We start from the raw sequence: 16,556 nt of genomic DNA on the forward strand, positions 1-16,556 counted from the left end.
CCGGTCTCTCCTGTGAACGAAACGTACGCAATGGTGACCTGCGTCACTCGGGAACGCACCATCTGGGGACATCGTCAAGAGCCCAGGGAGCATCCCCCATGCGTGATCGCACGCGTTATCTCTACCTGGCCGTGATAATCGCGGTCCTGGCCGGCATCGTGGTCGGTTTCGTCTGGCCCGAGGCCGGCAAGGAACTGAAGCCCCTCGGCACCGGTTTCGTCAACTTGATCAAGATGATGATCAGCCCGATCATCTTCTGCACGATCGTGCTGGGCGTCGGCTCGGTCTCCAAGGCGGCCAAGGTCGGCCGCGTGGGCGGACTGGCGCTCGGCTACTTCCTGGCCATGTCGACCGTCGCCCTGGTGATCGGCCTGGCCGTCGGCAACCTGCTCGACCCGGGCGCCGGGCTGCAGCTCACCGACGCGGCCAAGCAGGCCGCGATGGCCGAGGCGGCCAAGGGCGGCGAGAGCGACACGGTCACCTTCCTGCTCGGGATCATCCCCACCACCCTGGTGTCGGCCTTCACGCAAGGGCAGGTGCTGCAGACCCTGCTCGTCGCCCTGCTCGTGGGCTTCGCCCTGCAGGCGATGGGCTCGCGAGGCACGCCGGTACTCAACGGCCTGCAGCACATCCAGCGGCTGGTCTTCCGCATCCTGGCGATGATCATGTGGCTGGCGCCCGTCGGCGCGTTCGGCGCCATCGCCGCGGTGGTGGGCTCGACGGGCATCAAGGCGCTGCAGTCGCTGGCCGTCATCATGCTCGGCTTCTACGTGACCTGCCTGCTGTTCGTCGCCGTGGTGCTCGGGCCGCTGCTGTGGTTCGTCACGCGGGTCAACCTCTGGTCGCTGCTGCGCTACCTCGGCCGGGAGTTCCTGCTGATCCTGTCGACCTCCTCCTCGGAGTCGGCCCTGCCCCGCCTGATCGCCAAGATGGAGCACCTGGGCGTCAGCCGCCCCGTCGTCGGCATCACGGTGCCGACCGGCTACTCCTTCAACCTCGACGGCACCGCCATCTACCTGACCATGGCGACGCTCTTCGTCGCCTCGGCGACCGGCGCCCCGCTGTCGATCGGGGAGCAGATCTCGCTGCTCGTCTTCATGATCATCGCGTCGAAGGGCGCGGCGGGCGTCACCGGGGCGGGCCTGGCCACCCTGGCGGGAGGCCTGCAGTCGCACCGCCCCGACCTCGTCGAGGGCGTCGGCCTCATCGTGGGCATCGACCGCTTCATGTCCGAGGCCCGCGCGCTGACGAACTTCGCCGGCAACGCGGTCGCCACCGTGCTCGTCGGACACTGGACGGGCGGGTTCGACAAGGAGCGGGCCGCGCTGGTGCTGGGCGGCGGCGACCCGTTCGACGAGGCGACGCTGCTCGACGAGCACGACGACGGGGAGCCCGCCCAGGAGGAGAAGGCGCTCCAGCACGCCTGATCCGGCACGCATGATGCGGCCCACGACGTCGTGGCGGCGGGCGAGCCTCCCTCTCGCCCGCCGCCCGGCACGTCAGCGCCCCCGGGCGAAGGCGGCGAGCGTCATCGGGGCACGCTCGCCGTACCGCTCGATGGTGTCGGTGACGAAGTACAGCGGATGCCGCCCGGTGCCGATGAAGCGGAACAGCGCCCACAGATGCGTCAGGTGCTCCACGGCGTAGGCGTCGCGGTAGATCTCCATCGCCCGCCGCTCCCACTCCTGCGGCGGCACGTCGACGTACGGCACGCCGAGCGCGTCGGCCGCCTCGCCGACGCTCGCCATCTGGCCGGTCACCAGGCAGACGGGATCGACGGGACCGGGTTCGAGCAGCACGCCCGCGCCCACCCTGGCCACGTCCTCGGCGGCCACGAGCGGCACCAGCGTGTCGCGCCCGCCCAGGGGCATCGCCAGCTCCGTGTCGCCGGAGGCGGCGGCGATCACCGCGAGGTTCTCGAAGAACACCGCCGCCCGCAGGTGCACCGCTCCCACGCCGGCCCAGTCGAAGACCTGCTCCGACAGCCAGTGGCGGCGCATGCGCGGCGTGCCCGCCTCGGGGGAGGCGTCGAGCTGGGAGACCTCGACGACCCGCTCCACCCCCGCCTCGCGGGCGGCGGCGGCGAACACCGCCGTGGCGTCGAGCAGCCCGGCGGTCACCGGGTAGGTGAAGTAGGCGCGGGTGACGCCGCGCATCGCCGGCCGTACCGAGGTGATCTCGCGCAGGTCTCCGACGACGACCTCGGCGCCGAGCTTGCGCAGCTGTCCGGCCCGGTGGTCGTCGGCGCGTACGAAGGCGCGCACCTGCTCGCCCCGCTGGAGCAGCAGCTCGACGACCTGCCGTCCGGTCCCGCCCTGTGGCCCTCCGGCCGCTCCGGTCACGAGGATCATGGGCGTGTCCTTCCCCGGTGGCCGGCCGTGGGGATCATGAGCGGGTCCTTCCCGAGTAGGAGAGCAGGCCGAGCCGTTCGAGGTCGCGCAGGAACTCCTCGGCGGGGAAGGCCTCGGCGGGGCCGTACACGCCGGGCTCGTGCGGCGCGTCGGCCAGCCGTACGGCGGCCTCCACCGAGGCGACGGCGCTCAGCCGCCACAGGTCGCGCCCGCTCACCTGGCCGGCGGAGCCGCCGGCGGCGGTGACCACCTGGGCGGCCACGATGAAGCGCGAGCCCGCCCGCGCCGCCGCGTCGGCGTGCTCGCTGGTGAAGACCCCCTCCTGCTCGAAGGTGGCGGCGGTGAGCTGGGCCTCGACCCGTGCGGTCCGCACGTGCCTGGGGACGGTGACCACCTCGGAGAAGGGCACCGGGGCGATCATCGTGCGCGGTCCGAGCGGCGGCGGGAAGGGGAAGACGGCGTTGCGCGGCTCGACGTAGCCGACGTGCCGGGCACCCGCGTCGTAGGTGATCCTGCGCGTGTCGGCGAACAGCAGTTCGGCGGTGCGCTTGGCGCCGGTGGTCAGCAGCCAGTCGCTGACGGCGTAGCCGAGCACGACCCGCTCGATGTCCTCCGACCCCGCGGCGGTGGCGCCCGCCAGCAGGTCGCCGATGCCGCCGTAGAAGCTCATGGCGGTGATCATCGTGACGCCCGCCCGGCGGGCGGGTTCCTGCATCTCGTCGAAGAGCCAGGCCGTGTGGTGTTGTTCGAGCGCGTGGTCGACGTAGTGGCAGCCGCCCTCCACGGCCGCCGTGGCCAGCGGGCGCCCGGTGTGGGTGAACGGGCCCGCGCAGTGGATCAGCACGTCCGCCCGCTCGGCGAGGGCGCGTAACGCGCCGGGGTCGTCGACGGGGGCCTCGTGCACCGGCGGCCCCCCGAACTCGTCGGACAGCGCCTTCAGCGCGCCGCCGTCACGTCCGGCCAGGACGATGTCGCGGTCGCGGGCTCTGAGCTCCGACGCCACAAGGCGTCCGGTGTGCCCCGTGGCGCCGTAGACGGCGATGAGGGGATGGGACATCTCGCACCTCCATGATTCATACTGTCGGTACGTATCTGCCCTATCGAAGTTACGTACCCCGAGTATGTAAGTCAATGGAGTTTCGAACAATGATTCGGCGAACCCAGGCTGAACGCACCGACGAGACCACGACCGCGCTGGTCCGCGCCGCCCGCGCGCTGTTCGGCGCCGCCGGATACGCCGCCACCTCCATCGACGCCGTCGCCGCGGCGGCGGGTGTCACCAAGGGCGCCGCCTACCACCACTTCGGCGGCAAGGCGCCGCTGCTGCGCGCCGCCTTCGAGGCCGAGCTGGGCGAGGTCTCGGCCAAGCTGGTCGGCATCGCCGCCTCGGGCGCCGACCAGGGGAGCGCGCTGCGGCTGGGCGCCCGCACCTTCCTGCAGCACTGCCTCGACCCCGGCTTCGCGCGGATCGTGATGGTCGACGCGCCCGCCGTCCTGGGCTGGGAGGTCGTGCGCGCCGCCGAGCACCACCACCTGCTGAGCGTCATCGAGGCCGGGTTCGTGATGGCCACCGGTGACGAGCGGCTGGCCGCGACCAGGGCCAGGCTGGTCTTCGGCGCGCTCTGCGAGGCGGGCATGATGCTGGCGCGCTCGGCCGACCCCGCCGCCGACCTGCCGCTGCTGACCGCCGAGACCGACCGGCTGGTGGAGGCGCTCAAGGCCGCGCCGGGAGATCGTGATTGAATCGTCGGTCCGTAGCGAAATGAGGGGGTTCCGGTGATCGAGCGGAATGTGATCTTCGGGGAGGCGGTCGAGCAGTACGAGTCGGCGCGCGCCGGATACCCGGACCAGCTGATCTCCGACGTGCTGGCCTACGCGGGACCGGGACCGGTCCTGGAGGTGGGCGCGGGCTCGGGCAAGGCCAGCGTGGGCTTCGCCGCCCGCGGCGTCGACCTGACCTGCGTCGAGCCCGACCCCCGCATGGCCGAGGTGCTCCGTGGCCACTGCCCCCGGGCGCGGATCGTCGTGGGCGTCTTCGAGGACTTCGAGCCCGACCGCGCCTTCCAGCTGCTCTACTGCGCCCAGGCCTGGCACTGGGTCGACCCCGAGCGGCGCTCGGACCTGGCCCACGCCGCCCTGGCGCCCGGCGGCGGGCTGGCGCTGTTCTGGAACATCTACAGCGTGGCCGACCCCGCCGTGCACCGGGCACTGGCCGAGATCGACGCGCGCAACGGCGTCGACGGCTCCAGCCTGCACCGCTACTCCGCCTCCGACCTGGACGACGACTTCTTCGCCCGTGACCACGGGCTGGCGCAGGACCGGCGCTTCACCGACCTGGAGGAGCGCCGCTACCGTCGCTCCGAGTGGTATCCGGCCGAGCGCTACCTGGACCTCATCCGCTCCATCTCGGCCTACCGCATCCTGCCCGCCGGGCAGCGTGAAGCCCTGCTGGGCGACATGGCCGGCGTCATCGGCGACGGCCTCGACCTGACCATCCTGACCGACCTGGCCCTGGCGCGCCGGGCGTGAGCGTGGAGGAGATCGACGGCGTCGAGGTCATCGCCTTCGCCAGCGGGCAGGAGTTCGAGTCCTGGCTGGAGGCCAACCACGCCACCTCGGCCGGGGTATGGCTGAAGGTCGCCAAGAAGGGCAGCGGCCTGCCGACCGTCTCGACGGACGAGCAGGTCGACATCGGGCTGTGCTGGGGGTGGATCTCCGGGCAGCGGCGCTCCCACTCCGACACCCACTACCTGCAGAAGTACGTGCCCCGGCGGCCGCGCAGCCTGTGGTCGCGCGTCAACGTCGACAAGGTCGAGCAGCTGACGGCCGAGGGGCGCATGCGCGAGCCCGGCCTGGCCGAGGTGCGCGCCGCCCAGGCCGACGGGCGGTGGGAGGCGGCCTACGCGTCGCAGAAGAACGTCACGGTGCCGCCCGACCTGGCCGCGGAGCTGGAGCGGCGCCCGGCGGCCCGCGCGGCCTTCGAGGCGCTCGACAGGACGGGGCGTTACCAGGTGATCCTGCCGCTGCTGCAGGCACGCACGCAGGCCGGCCGTACGGCCCGCCTGGACAAGGCGATCACCCGGCTCGAACAGGGAGGCTGACCGAGCACCTCCGGAGCACTCGGCCCTACTCCGGCTCGGCGAGGGGCAGGCGCAGGGTGAACCGGGCGTCGCGGTCGACGGTGAGGGCGCCGCGATGGGCGAGCGCGACCTCGCGGGCGATGGCCAGGCCGAGGCCGGTCCCGCCCTCGTCGCGGCTGCGCGCGGAGTCGAGGCGCGTGAAGCGCTCGAAGATGCGCTCACGGTCGGCCTCGGGGATCGGTGGCCCGTCGTTCTCGACGGTCAGCACGGCCTCGGCGTCCGACGCCGACAGCGTGATGTCGATGCGGCTCAGCGCGTGCCGCTCGGCGTTGTCGAGAAGGTTGGCCAGCAGCCGGTCCAGCTGCAGGCGCACCCCGTTGACCACGATGCCGTCGCCGAGCTCCGCCGTGATCGGCACCCCGCCGGAGCGGTCGGAGAGCGCCTTGCGGACCAGTATGCCCAGGTCGACGGGCTCCTTGGTGACGTCGACGCGCGAGCCGATCCGGGCCAGGAGCAGCAGGTCGGTGATGATGGCCTCGATGCGGTCGGTGTCGCGCAGGGCGCCCTCGACCAGCTCCCCGACGTCGGTGTCGTCGGGGTAGAGCTGGGCGCTCTCCAGCTGGGCGCGCAGTCCCGCGATGGGGGTGCGCAGCTCGTGGGAGGCGTCGTGGGCGAACTGCCGCTGCTGCTCGGCCGATCGTTCGAGGCGGCCGAGGGTGCCGTTGATGGAGCGGGCGAGCTGGGCGACCTCGTCCTGGGTCATGGGCTCGGTGACCCGGCGGCTGAGGTCGGTGGCGTTGACCTCGTCGAGCTGGGCGCGGATGCGGGCGACGGGGCGCAGCGCGCGCCCGGCCATGAGCCAGGTGATCCACGAGATCAGCGCCACGAGCAGCAGCATCTGCGCGGTGATGATGGCTTCGAGCATCCAGGTGGACAGGATCACGGGGGACCGCTGGGCGGCGTAGACCACGGCCGATTCTGGGCGGGTGGACTCGCGGATGGCGGTCACGTGCAGGCACCCGGTGGCCAGGCACGAGGTGGTGTTGAGTATGCGGTTGTCAGCGGTGGGCCAGGCCGTGCTGAGCCGGGGCAGGCCGAGGGCGGCGGGGCTGGCGGCGACGACGTCGCCCGACGCGGTGACGATCTGGGCGAAGTAGGCGTCGGTGGGGAAGGAGACGCGTCCTTCCCGGTGCTGGGCGGTGATCTGGGCGGCGGTGTTGCGGGTCTCGGTCCAGGTCAGGGTCTCGACGAAGCCGCGCGCGGCGACCACTCCGCCGATCCCGACGGGGAGCAGCACGAACGCCGCGACGGCCGCCGCTATGAGCGTGACCCGTCCGCGGAGGGTTCGTGCCCATATTCGCGCCACGTTCTTGAGGCTACCGGCGGGTACATGGCTGTCATATCGGTCAAAAGGAAAGTCTGGGTCATTTCTTCCGGCCGATACCGGAGTAGATCATGCGCGCCAGCTCGGGATCCCAGAACGCCGTGTCCTCGCCGTCGCCGAACGGCCACACCTCCACCACCCCGTTGGCCAGGCCGGGCTCGATGAGCTCGAAATCGCCGAAGAAGGCGCGCACCTCGGCCTCTCCGCGCGGGCACATCGGGCTGCTGGCGTGCTTGTACAGCTCGACCACCTGGTCGATGCGCTCGGGCACCGTGTCGCCCGCCACGTGCGCCACCGCCAGGTAGCTGCCAGGCGCCAGAGCGTCGCGGTAGCCCTCGACGATGTCGTGGGGACGCTCGGCGTCGGGCACGAAATGCAGGATGAAGAGCATCAGCACGGCGACGGGCCGGGAGAAGTCGAGCAGCTCGCGCACGGCGGGATCGGCCAGGACCGCCCCGGGGTCGCGCACGTCGCCCTGGACCATGCGCACCAGCGACGGCTCGTCCTCCAGCAGCGCGCGGCCGTGGGCGCACACCACAGGATCGTTGTCGACGTAGACCACGCGGGCGTCGGGCGCGGAGCGGTGGGCGATCTCGTGCACGTTCTGGTGGGCGGGCAGGCCCGAGCCCAGGTCGAGGAACTGGCGCACGCCCTGCCCGACCAGGTACTCCACGAAGCGGCCCACCATCCTGCGATACATCCTGGTGGAGTCGCGCGTCTCGGGCAGCACGGTCAGCACGAGCTCGGCCAGCTCGCGGTCGGCTCTGAAGTTGTCCTTGCCGCCCAGGAGGTAGTCGTAGACCCGGGCGGCGTTGGGGATCGTGGGATCGACTCCCGCGGGGGCCACTTCGTCGGTCATGCCACACATGATCGCGAAATATCAGCCCACGCGGGAGTGAACCCGGCTATTTCCCTGTCACGAACACCGCGACCGTCATGCCCGGCACCGTCAGCGTCTCGCCCTCGGCCCTCGCCTGCTTGACCACCGCGTCGTCGCCCGCGGCCTGCACCGGGTGCAGGCGCGCGGCGCCCAGACCGGGGACCACCTGCTGCTGTACGGCAGGCGTCGCGTTGAACACCACCGTGATCGACGAGTACGACGGGTCCACCCCGCCTGAGTCGATCCGCATGGTGAACACGCCGGGAGCCGAGGCCGGGAAGCTCACCCGCCGCTGCACCTCCGCCAGGGAGCCGAGCGCGAACGCCGGCGACGACGAGCGGATGCGCAGGAACTCACCGAAGCGGGCCCGCGCGGCGCCGATCGCCGCGCAGTCGGGCTTCAGCGCGGGATCGGCCAGCAACGGCCTGGCATATCCCCACTTGGACTCGTTGTCCGCCCGGGGCGGCAGCCCGCCGCCGAACCCGTTGCCCTGGGAGCAGTCCCACAGCAGCCGGTTGAACCAGTCGCCCGAGTCGTAGGAGTTGCGGTCCAGCGACTTGGAGCGCAACCGCTCGCTGCCCGCGTGCAGGAACGCCGTGCCCTGCCCCAGCAGCGCGGTGGCCAGCGACAACGTCTGCATGCGCACCCGCTCGGTCATCGAGCCGGTGAACTTGTAGGCCAGCGCGTCGAACAACGTCTCGTTGTCGTGCGCGTCGACGTAGGTCACCACGTCGCGCGGGGTGCCCGCGTAACCGGCGGGGGATCCGTTGTAGTCGACCTGCGAGCCCTTGCGCCCGTCGGGCAGGACGTAGTCCTTCAGGTTGCCCGTCAGGCCCAGCATCACCAGATCCTGGTGGGCCCGCAGCGTCGCGTCGGGCGTGGCCGCCCGTCCCGAGCCGAAGCCCTGCACGCGCGGGTCGGCGTCGAACGGCCCGCCACCCCGTACGGCGTCGCGCAGCCGGTCGCTGAACGTGCCGATCCCGGTGCCGGCCAGGTTGGCCTGGGTGGCCTGCTCGAACCTGGCGCCCTGGGCGACCTCTCCGAAGTCCCAGCCCTCGCCGTACAGCACGATCTTCTTGCCGTCGACCCCGTCCTTGGCGACCGTCAGCGCGTCGAGCGCCTTTCGGACGGCCAGCAGGTTGGCCTTGGGGTGGTGGCCCATGAGGTCGAAGCGGAAGCCGTCGATCTTGTACTCCCGTGCCCACGTGACGACGGAGTCGACGACCAGCCTGCCCATCATGGCGTGCTCAGGCGCGGTGCCGGGGCAGCAGGTCGAGGTGGCCACGGTGCCGTCGGCGAGCCGGCGGTGGTAGTAGCCGGGCACGATCTTGTCGAAGACGTCGACCGAGTGGGTGTGGTTGTAGACCACGTCCATCACCACGCGCAGGCCCGCCTTGTTCAGCGCCGCGACCATCTCGCGGAACTCGCGCACCCGCCGGTCGGGGTCGGTGGCGTACGAGCCCTCCGGCACGGTGTAGTGCAGCGGGTCGTAGCCCCAGTTGAAGGAGTCCTTGGCGGCGGTCTTGGCGACGCACTCCTGTTGCTGCTCGGAGTCCGGCGGCATCGAGGCCAGGTCGCAGGCGGGCTCGGTGCGGTCCGCCTTCACCTCGGGAACGGTGCCGATGTCGAAGACCGGCAGCAGGTGCACGTAGGTCAGCCCGTCCTCGGCGAGCTTGCGCAGTTCCCGCATGCCCGCCGAGTCCTGCGTGAAGGCCTGGTAGGTGCCCCGCAGCACCTGCGGCACCGTCGCGTCGGAGGCGGAGAAGTCGCGCACGTGCAGCTCGTAGATCGTCGACGGGCCGTTCGCGGCGGGCTTGCGCAAGGAGCTCCAGCCGCTGGGCCGCTCGGCGTCGAGGTTCACCAGGCGGCTGCGCACCGAGTCGGGTGCGAGCGCCAGGCTGTAGGGGTCGGTGACCTCGTTGGTGACGACCTTGCCCTCGGCGGGGGAGTAGACGGTGACCAGGAAGGTGTAGTCCTTGCCGTACCAGGTGGGCAGGCCGCGCACCGACCAGACGCCGTCGGCCTCGCGGCGCATGCCGTACTGCCTGCCGCCCAGCCTGAGCTCGACCTTGCGCGCGGTCGGCGCCCAGAGCGCGAGCTTGGGCAGGATCGTGCCGGTGGGACCGAGCGGCCGGTCGGTGGCGTAGAGGTCGTCGAGCACGCCGGGGATCTGCACGCCGGTGGCCGTCAGCAGCCGTCCCGCCGCGTCACGCTCCACCGCCGCGATCGCGCCGAGCAGGGCGGGCGCGACCAGGTCGGCGTCGCGCGGGTCGACCTTGAGCGCGGCGTAGTCCTTCAGATGCGGCCACTTCGCCTTCTGCGCGTCGGTGAGCGTGCCGGGCAGGAGCCTGATGGTCCTGTACGGCTTGGCCAGGTCGATCGCGCTGTCGCCGAACGCCAGGGCGTAGTGCAGTGCGCTCGACGGCTTGACCTGCCAGGCGACGGTCTCCCTGTCGATCCAGTGCGCCCTGGCCTTGCTCAGGTCGGCGTCGGCGCCCGTCGCGGCGGCCTGCGGCAGCACGAAGCCCTCGGCGCCGGACAGCTTCCACGCCTCGTGGCCGGTGGCGGCCAGATCGAGCGTCTGGTCCGCGGCCTGGTCCTTCTCGTCGCCCTTGTGGACGATGAAGCTCAGGCTCTTGGCGCCCTCGGCCAGCGGCACCTTCCAGTACACGCCGAAGGCGTCGCTGCCGGCGGGCTCCAGGGGCGCGTTCCACTCGGTCGGCGTCGCCGCGCCCGACCAGACATGCAGGCCCCAGCCGGGGTAGGCGCCGTCCGGCCGGTGGTAGTGCAGGATCGCGGTGTTCTCGGCCGCCGCCCTGGTCGCGTGCACGGCGCTCGCGCCGGACACGACGTAGGCCTGCGCGCCGGTGAAGCTCTGGTCCGGACCCGGATCCTTCTCGTCGCCCTTGTGGATGAGGAAGTTCACCGGCGCCTCCGGGTTCTTCAGCGGGACCTTCCAGAACGCGCCGAAGGAGTCGGTGCCGGTGGGCGGCATCGGCGCGCTCCAGTCGGTCGGGTTCTGGACCGCGTCGCCCCACAGGTGCAGGCCCCAGCCGTCGTAGGCGGCGTCGGCGCGCTTGTAGTGGATCGTGGCGTAGCCCTCGGCCGCCTGGCGCGAGCCGTACGTCTCGGGCTTGCCCTGCGCGAGCCAGACCTCGCCGCGCTGGGCGACGTCGACGAGGCGATCCCCGCCGTCCTTCTCGTCGCCCTTGTGGGCGATGATCCCGACGGTGGTCGCGCCGGGCTTGAGCTTGATCCACGCGAAGCGGCCGAAGGAGTCCTCTCCGGTGAGCGCGAGGGGAGCGCCCCACTCGGTGGGCTGCTCGACGTCGCCCCACACGTGCAGGCCCCAGCCGTCGTAGTCGTCGCGCTGGTAGTGGACGACGAGGTGGTCGCGCCTGACCGCGCCTGGATCCTCCGGCAGCGGGTCGGGTCCGACCTTGGCCTGGGCCTTGGCGGAGGCGGTGCGCCCGGCGGAGTCCTCGACGACGGCCTTGTAGGTGATCACGGTGCCTGCCGGGATACCCCGCAGGTCATGAAATATCCGGAACGTACGGCCAGCGTTGGGCGCGTCGTCGGTGCCCAGCACCTTCCACTCCCCATCGCCCACCTGGGCGGCGAAGGTGACCTGCGCGAACCCGGCGCCGGAAGCGGTGGCGGTGACGGCGACGCGGCCGTCCTCCGCGGTGCCGCGGATCTCCGCGCCGGGCAGGGAGAGGGTGAGCTGCGGGGCGGCGGCAGGGGCGGGAAGCTTGGCGGCGGCCTTGTAGACGACCGCGCTGAGTGCGGGCACGCTCACCGCGAGCCTGCCGTCCGCCCCCGCCTGGACAGAGGCCCCGGCCCCTGTCTCGCTTCCCGCCGCGGTCCGGTAGAGCGCGGTGAATCCGGTCGACGGCGAGTCGGTCGGGATCTGGACCTCCGCCTGCGCGGTGCCGTTGTTCACCGCCACCACGTACTCCACCTGCTCGGCGGCGAGGACCCGCGAGAAGGCGTAGACGCCGCCCGACGCCAGGCGCTCCAGCTGCGCGCCGTCGGCCAGCGCCGGGTGCTGCTCGCGCAGGGCCGCCAGCTTGGCGATCGCCTGGTAGAGCGGGTGGGTGGTGACGTAGTTGTCCTGCCCGTGGGTCGCGCCGGTGCCGAGCAGGTCGTCGTCGAGGTAGTCGGCGGTCCTGGAGGCGAACATCGGGGCCCGCGCGTCCTTGTCGCCGCCGGCGCCGGTGAACCCCTGCTCGTCGCCGTAGTAGACGACGGGCTGGCCACGCACCAGGTACATCAGCTCGTGCGCCAGCCGGTCGCGGCCGAGCGGGTCGTCGGTGCCCCGCAGGAAGTTCCCCACGCGGCCGATGTCGTGGTTGCCGAGGAAGGTGGGCAGCGACGAGGCGTTGGAGTCGGCGTCGAGGTGGTAGTCGTCGGCCGCGAACAGCGCGGCCAGCTTCCCGGCGTCCGACCGCCCGGCGGCGTAGGCGACGGCCGCGTCCTGGAAGGGGAAGTCGAGCGTGGAGTTCATGCCGCCGCGCGTGGAGTAGCGGCTGGTGAAGGAGGGGTCGCTGGAGAAGACCTCGCCGAACATGAAGAACCGCTTGTTGCCCAGCTGCGCCGCGTAAGCGCGCAACGCGGGGGAGAACTTCTCCCAGAAACCCATGTCGACGTGCTTGGCGGTGTCGATGCGGAACCCGTCGACGCCGGCGTCGCGCACCCACGACCTGTAGATGTCGATCATGCCGTCCACGACCTCGGGACGTTCGGTCCACAGGTCGTCCAGGCCGAAGAAGTCGCCGTACTCGCTGCTCTCGCCGGTGAAGGTCGAGTCGCCGCGGTTGTGGTACATGGTGACGTCGTTGAGCCAGGCGGGCTTCTTGCTCGTGTCGGTCGCGACCGGGGTGTAGGGGAAGGACTGGGCGTCGACCTTCGGGAAGTCGGTGACCGCGCGGTCGTCGAACACCTGGCCGGTGGAGGAGACATAGGGGTAGGCGCCCTTGGAGCGGTAGCCGTACTCCTTCTCCCGGTAGTCGACGACGTCGGCGGTGTGGTTGGTGATGATGTCGAAGAAGACCTTCATGCCGCGCTTGTGCGCCTGCTTGACCAGCGTCTTCATCTCGGCGTTCGTCCCCAGGTGGGGGTCGATGCGGGTGAAGTCGGTGATCCAGTAGCCGTGGTAGCCGGCGGAGTCGCCCTGGACGGGCTTGTTCTTGAAGGCGGGGGTGATCCAGAGGGCGGTGGTGCCCAGGCCCTGGATGTAGTCGAGCTTGGCGAGCAGGCCCTTGAGGTCGCCGCCCTGGTAGTAGCCCTTGTCGGCCGGGTCGAAGCCGGTCTTGCTCCGGTCGCCGGTCAGGCCGCCGCGGTCGTTGGAGGTGTCGCCGTTGGCGAAGCGGTCGGTCATGGCGAAGTAGAAACGTTCGCGCGAGAGGTCGGCGCGCAGGGCGTCGCGTGCGAGCTCCGCGTCAGACGGCTCGGCGGCGGCCCCGGAAACGGCGAGGCCGGCTCTGGTCGTGGCTGTGCTCAGTGAGAGAGCGCCGGGCTCCGCCGTACCCTCGTTCGCCGACGCGGCGCCGGGAGGCAGGGCCGTGAGGAGAACGAGCCCGGCGGCCGCCACGAGAGCCCGCCACCGCCCCGCCGCCACGAGAGCCCGCCGGCCCGACGTCTGGAGCCGGTCGTGGGGCGTGCGGCGGTGGAGCGGGGGGCCGCTGTCGCGGTGGTCTTCGGGTGGGGGGAAGGGCACGGGGGTGGGGCGAGGGGGGTGCGCCACGGCAAACTCCAGCGGAGTGTGAAATTTCGGGGAATGCCCGGAACGTACTCACACTCCGCTGATCGTGCAAGTGCTTGCAGAAAGTTTCAAACCCGCACCCACACCGTCGTGTCCGCAGGCACCTCCCCGTCCTCCGCCACCGGACCGCTGGCCAGCAGAATCTCCCCCTCCAGCCCGAGCTCGCGCAGGCGGACGGGCCCGTCGCCCGCGTTGAGCACCACGGCCAGCCCCGGCTCGCGCACCAGCGCCAGTACGTCCTTGGGCGTCGTCAGCCACGACAGCGTGCCCAGCCCGAGGGCGGGATGCGACCGCCTGATCCGCAGCGCCTCCCGGTAGAGGTTGAGCGTCGACGACGGGTCGTCCTCCTGCGCCTCGGCGGTGAGCGCCGACCAGTGGCCGGGCTGCGGCAGCCAGGGCGCCGCCGAGCCCGCGGGACCGAAGCCGAATCCGTCGGCGGCCGTGCCCGACCAGGGCAGCGGCACCCGGCAACCGTCGCGGCTCTCGCCGCTGCGCAGCCAGGCCGGGTCCTCCTTGAGGTGGTCGGGCACCTCGACCTCGTCGAGGCCGAGCTCCTCACCCTGGTAGAGGTAGGCGGAGCCGGGCAGGGCCAGCATGAGCAGCGAGGCCGCGCGGGCCTTGGCGAGCGAGCCGTACCTGGTGACGTGGCGCGGCTTGTCATGGTTGGACAGCACCCACGTCGTCGGCGCGCCGACGACGGCCGCCTCGGCCAGCGACCTGTCGATGACCTCGCGGAAGGACTTGGCCTCGAAGTCGGCCATCATGAACTCGAAGTTGAAGGCCTGGTGCAGCTCGTCGGGGCCGACGTAGCGGGCCAGGCGCTCGGGCGTGGCCACCCACGCCTCGGCCACCGCCATCCGGCCGCCGGGGTAGGAGTCGAGGATCGGCCGCCACTCGCGGTAGATCTCGTGCACCCGGTCCTGGTCGAAGTAGGGCACGGTCTCGTCGCCCAGCATCTCGGCCTGGCGGCCCTCCTTGGGGCCGACGTCCGGCAGGCCCGGGGCCTTGATCATGCCGTGGGCGACGTCGACGCGGAAGCCGTCGACGCCCCGGTCGAGCCAGAAGCGCAGGACGGCGTGGAACTCCTCGCGGACCTCGGGGTTCTCCCAGTTGAGGTCGGGCTGCTCCGGGGCGAACAGGTGCAGGTACCAGGAGCCGTCGGGCAGCTGGGTCCAGGCGGAGCCGCCGAAGATCGACTCCCAGTCGTTGGGCGCGTCGCGGAAGATGTACCGCTCCCTGTTGACGCCTTGCAGCGCCTCCTGAAACCACGCGTGCTCCGAGGAGGTGTGGTTCGGTACGAGGTCGACGATCACCCGCAGGCCCAGCGTGTGCGCCTCGGCCACCAGCGCGTCGAAGTCGGCCAGGCTGCCGAAGCGGGGGTCGACGTCGCGGTAGTCGGCCACGTCGTAGCCGCCGTCGGCGAGCGGCGAGGTGTAGAAGGGGCTCAGCCAGAGCGCGTCGACGCCGAGTCCGGCCAGGTAGGGCAGCCGCTGCCGCACGCCGCCCAGGTCCCCGGTGCCGTCGCCGTCGGAGTCGGAGAAGCTGCGGGGGTAGACCTGGTAGACGACGGCGTCGCGCCACCAGTCGGGATTCTCGAGCATCTTCACGGGCGGCCTATCCTTCGAGTTCAGCGGAGCGTAACGACAGGGTAGAGCGTAACTTGCTGCAACTTGCGACGGCCACCATCTCGTCAAGACCGGATATGTCCCCTCTAATACGGACTCAATCCTGTAAAAAGTCTTTGCAAGTTCTTCCAATCCTTGCAACAAGCCGCTAACGTCCCCGACACATCTTCTAGTGACCCCCTAACAGGAGGACCCGATGCGCATCCGCGCCCTGGCCACCCTCGCGGGCCTTGCTCTCGCCGCCGCGGCCTGCGGCAACAGCGCCGAGGCACCCGCGGCCGCACCGACCTCGGCGGCTCCCGCCCCCTCCAGCGCCGCGCCCGCCGCGGGCGGCAAGCTGGTGATCTGGTCGGAAGGCGCCAAGCGCACCGCAGCCCTCAAGCCGTTCGCCGAGCAGTTCGGCGCCGAGAACGGCGTGACGGTCGAGATCAAGGAGATCACCGAGAACCCGCAGCAGACCTTCGTCACCGCCTCCCAGCAGGGCAGCGGCCCCGACGTGATGGTCGGCGCGCACGACTGGATCGGCAACATGGTGCAGAACGGCGCCGTCGAGCCGGTCAACCTGACCGACGAGCAGAAGGCCGGCTTCAACCCGGTCGCCGTCAAGGCCGTGACCTTCAACGGCCAGGTCTACGGCGCGCCGTACGCCGTGGAGAACCTCGCCCTCATCCGCAACACCGACCTGGTCGCCGACGCTCCCGCGACCTTCGACGAGGTGGCCGCCAAGGGCCTGGCGCTCAAGAAGGACGGCAAGGTCAAGGAGGCCCTCTGCCTCCAGGTCGCGCAGGTCGGCGACGCCTACCACGCCTACCCGCTGTTCTCCTCCGCGGGAGGCTCGCTGTTCGGCGCCACCGCCACCGGCGACCCCGACCCCAAGCAGGTCCAGATCGGCACCGGCGACTCGGTCAAGGCCTGGGGCAAGCTCGGCGAGCTGGGCAAGAAGGGCGTGCTGAAGACCTCCATCACCCCGGAGAACAGCATCCCGACCTTCGCCAAGGGCGACTGCGCCTTCCTCGTCTCCGGCCCGTGGGCCATGAACGACGTCAGGAAGTCGGGCCTGAAGTACGACATCTCCGCGATCCCCGCCTTCGAGGGCGGCAAGCCGGCCACCCCGTTCGTCGGCGTGCAGGCCTTCTTCGTGGCCGCCAAGGGCCAGAACAAGACCCTCGCCCAGGAGTTCGTCACCAACTACGTGACCAACACCGACGTCGCCAAGGCGCTCTACGACGCCGACCCGCGTCCCCCGGCGCTGACCGCCGCCATGGACCTGGTCAAGGGCAACGACCCCGACCTGGCCAAGTTCCTCGACGCGGGCAAGGACGGCCTGCCCATGCCCGCCATCCCCGAGATGTCGGCCATCTGGGAGCCGTTCGGCATCGCCGAGGCCTCGGTGATCAAGGGCGGCGACGCCGCCAAGGCCGCCGGCGCCGCGCAGAAGGCCGTCGAGAAGTCGCTCGCCAAGTAAGCACCGG

The 16,556-nt window shown here is 71.3% G+C and carries 11 protein-coding genes; 5 read left to right on the forward strand and 6 right to left on the reverse strand.

Features of this window, described 5'->3' with window-relative positions; genetic code table 11:
* Positions 1–98: 98 nt before the first annotated feature.
* Positions 99–1,427, forward strand: coding sequence for a cation:dicarboxylate symporter family transporter (locus HNR30_RS09590; RefSeq protein WP_181609400.1), 1,329 nt, complete (start codon positions 99–101; stop codon positions 1,425–1,427).
* 72 nt (positions 1,428–1,499) lie between these two features.
* On the opposite strand, the gene HNR30_RS09595 is transcribed toward HNR30_RS09590, so the two are convergent.
* Both HNR30_RS09595 and HNR30_RS09600 read right to left on the reverse strand, forming a co-directional pair.
* Positions 1,500–2,351: an NAD(P)H-binding protein gene (locus tag HNR30_RS09595; protein ID WP_181609401.1), complete on the reverse strand. Its 852-nt coding sequence runs from the start codon at positions 2,349–2,351 to the stop codon at positions 1,500–1,502.
* 34 nt (positions 2,352–2,385) lie between these two features.
* Positions 2,386–3,408 (reverse strand): saccharopine dehydrogenase NADP-binding domain-containing protein, encoded by a 1,023-nt coding sequence (locus HNR30_RS09600; protein ID WP_181609402.1) that lies wholly within the window; start codon positions 3,406–3,408, stop codon positions 2,386–2,388.
* Positions 3,409–3,497: 89 nt separating this feature from the next.
* On the opposite strand from HNR30_RS09600, the gene HNR30_RS09605 reads away from it, so the two are divergent.
* From HNR30_RS09605 to HNR30_RS09615, 3 genes are read left to right on the forward strand one after another with little or no spacing between them, the layout of a single operon-like run.
* Positions 3,498–4,094, forward strand: a complete 597-nt coding sequence (locus tag HNR30_RS09605) for a TetR/AcrR family transcriptional regulator (RefSeq protein WP_181609403.1) — start codon at positions 3,498–3,500, stop codon at positions 4,092–4,094.
* Positions 4,095–4,127: 33 nt separating this feature from the next.
* Entirely contained in the window at positions 4,128–4,880 is a 753-nt protein-coding gene (locus HNR30_RS09610; protein WP_181609404.1) for a class I SAM-dependent methyltransferase, read from the forward strand.
* Positions 4,877–5,452 (forward strand): YdeI/OmpD-associated family protein, encoded by a 576-nt coding sequence (locus HNR30_RS09615; RefSeq protein ID WP_312894309.1) that lies wholly within the window; start codon positions 4,877–4,879, stop codon positions 5,450–5,452. The genes HNR30_RS09610 and HNR30_RS09615 overlap by 4 nt, the downstream gene beginning before the upstream one ends.
* A 25-nt stretch (positions 5,453–5,477) precedes the next feature.
* Here the strand turns inward: HNR30_RS09615 and HNR30_RS50035 are convergent, their stop codons facing one another.
* The 4 genes from HNR30_RS50035 to HNR30_RS09635 form a co-directional block, all read right to left on the reverse strand.
* A complete protein-coding gene (locus tag HNR30_RS50035) occupies positions 5,478–6,797 on the reverse strand; it encodes a sensor histidine kinase (RefSeq protein WP_181609405.1) in 1,320 nt (439 codons plus the stop codon).
* A 58-nt stretch (positions 6,798–6,855) separates the two neighbouring features.
* A complete protein-coding gene (locus HNR30_RS09625) occupies positions 6,856–7,674 on the reverse strand; it encodes an SAM-dependent methyltransferase (protein ID WP_181609406.1) in 819 nt (272 codons plus the stop codon).
* 46 nt (positions 7,675–7,720) lie between these two features.
* On the reverse strand, positions 7,721–13,441 hold the full coding sequence (pulA, locus tag HNR30_RS09630; protein WP_312894310.1) for a pullulanase-type alpha-1,6-glucosidase: 5,721 nt from the start codon (positions 13,439–13,441) through the stop codon (positions 7,721–7,723).
* Between the two features lie 86 nt (positions 13,442–13,527).
* Entirely contained in the window at positions 13,528–15,060 is a 1,533-nt protein-coding gene (locus tag HNR30_RS09635) for a glycoside hydrolase family 13 protein (protein ID WP_181609994.1), read from the reverse strand.
* Between the two features lie 220 nt (positions 15,061–15,280).
* Between HNR30_RS09635 and HNR30_RS09640 the strand changes: the two genes are divergently transcribed.
* On the forward strand, positions 15,281–16,549 hold the full coding sequence (locus HNR30_RS09640) for a sugar ABC transporter substrate-binding protein (RefSeq protein ID WP_181609407.1): 1,269 nt from the start codon (positions 15,281–15,283) through the stop codon (positions 16,547–16,549).
* Positions 16,550–16,556: the final 7 nt, after the last annotated feature.

The sequence above is a fragment of the Nonomuraea soli genome (assembly GCF_013761175.1).
GTDB classification, from domain to species: domain Bacteria; phylum Actinomycetota; class Actinomycetes; order Streptosporangiales; family Streptosporangiaceae; genus Nonomuraea; species Nonomuraea soli.

Excerpts from the sequence above, each read along its gene's own strand:
- HNR30_RS09590 (WP_181609400.1), top strand. The coding sequence starts at position 99 with ATGCGTGATCGCACGCGTTATCTCTACCTGGCCGTGATAATCGCGGTC.
- HNR30_RS09595 (WP_181609401.1), bottom strand. The coding sequence starts at position 2,351 with ATGATCCTCGTGACCGGAGCGGCCGGAGGGCCACAGGGCGGGACCGGA.
- HNR30_RS09600 (WP_181609402.1), bottom strand. The coding sequence starts at position 3,408 with ATGTCCCATCCCCTCATCGCCGTCTACGGCGCCACGGGGCACACCGGA.
- HNR30_RS09605 (WP_181609403.1), top strand. The coding sequence starts at position 3,498 with ATGATTCGGCGAACCCAGGCTGAACGCACCGACGAGACCACGACCGCG.
- HNR30_RS09625 (WP_181609406.1), bottom strand. The coding sequence starts at position 7,674 with ATGACCGACGAAGTGGCCCCCGCGGGAGTCGATCCCACGATCCCCAAC.
- HNR30_RS09635 (WP_181609994.1), bottom strand. The coding sequence starts at position 15,060 with ATGCTCGAGAATCCCGACTGGTGGCGCGACGCCGTCGTCTACCAGGTC.
- HNR30_RS09640 (WP_181609407.1), top strand. The coding sequence starts at position 15,281 with ATGCGCATCCGCGCCCTGGCCACCCTCGCGGGCCTTGCTCTCGCCGCC.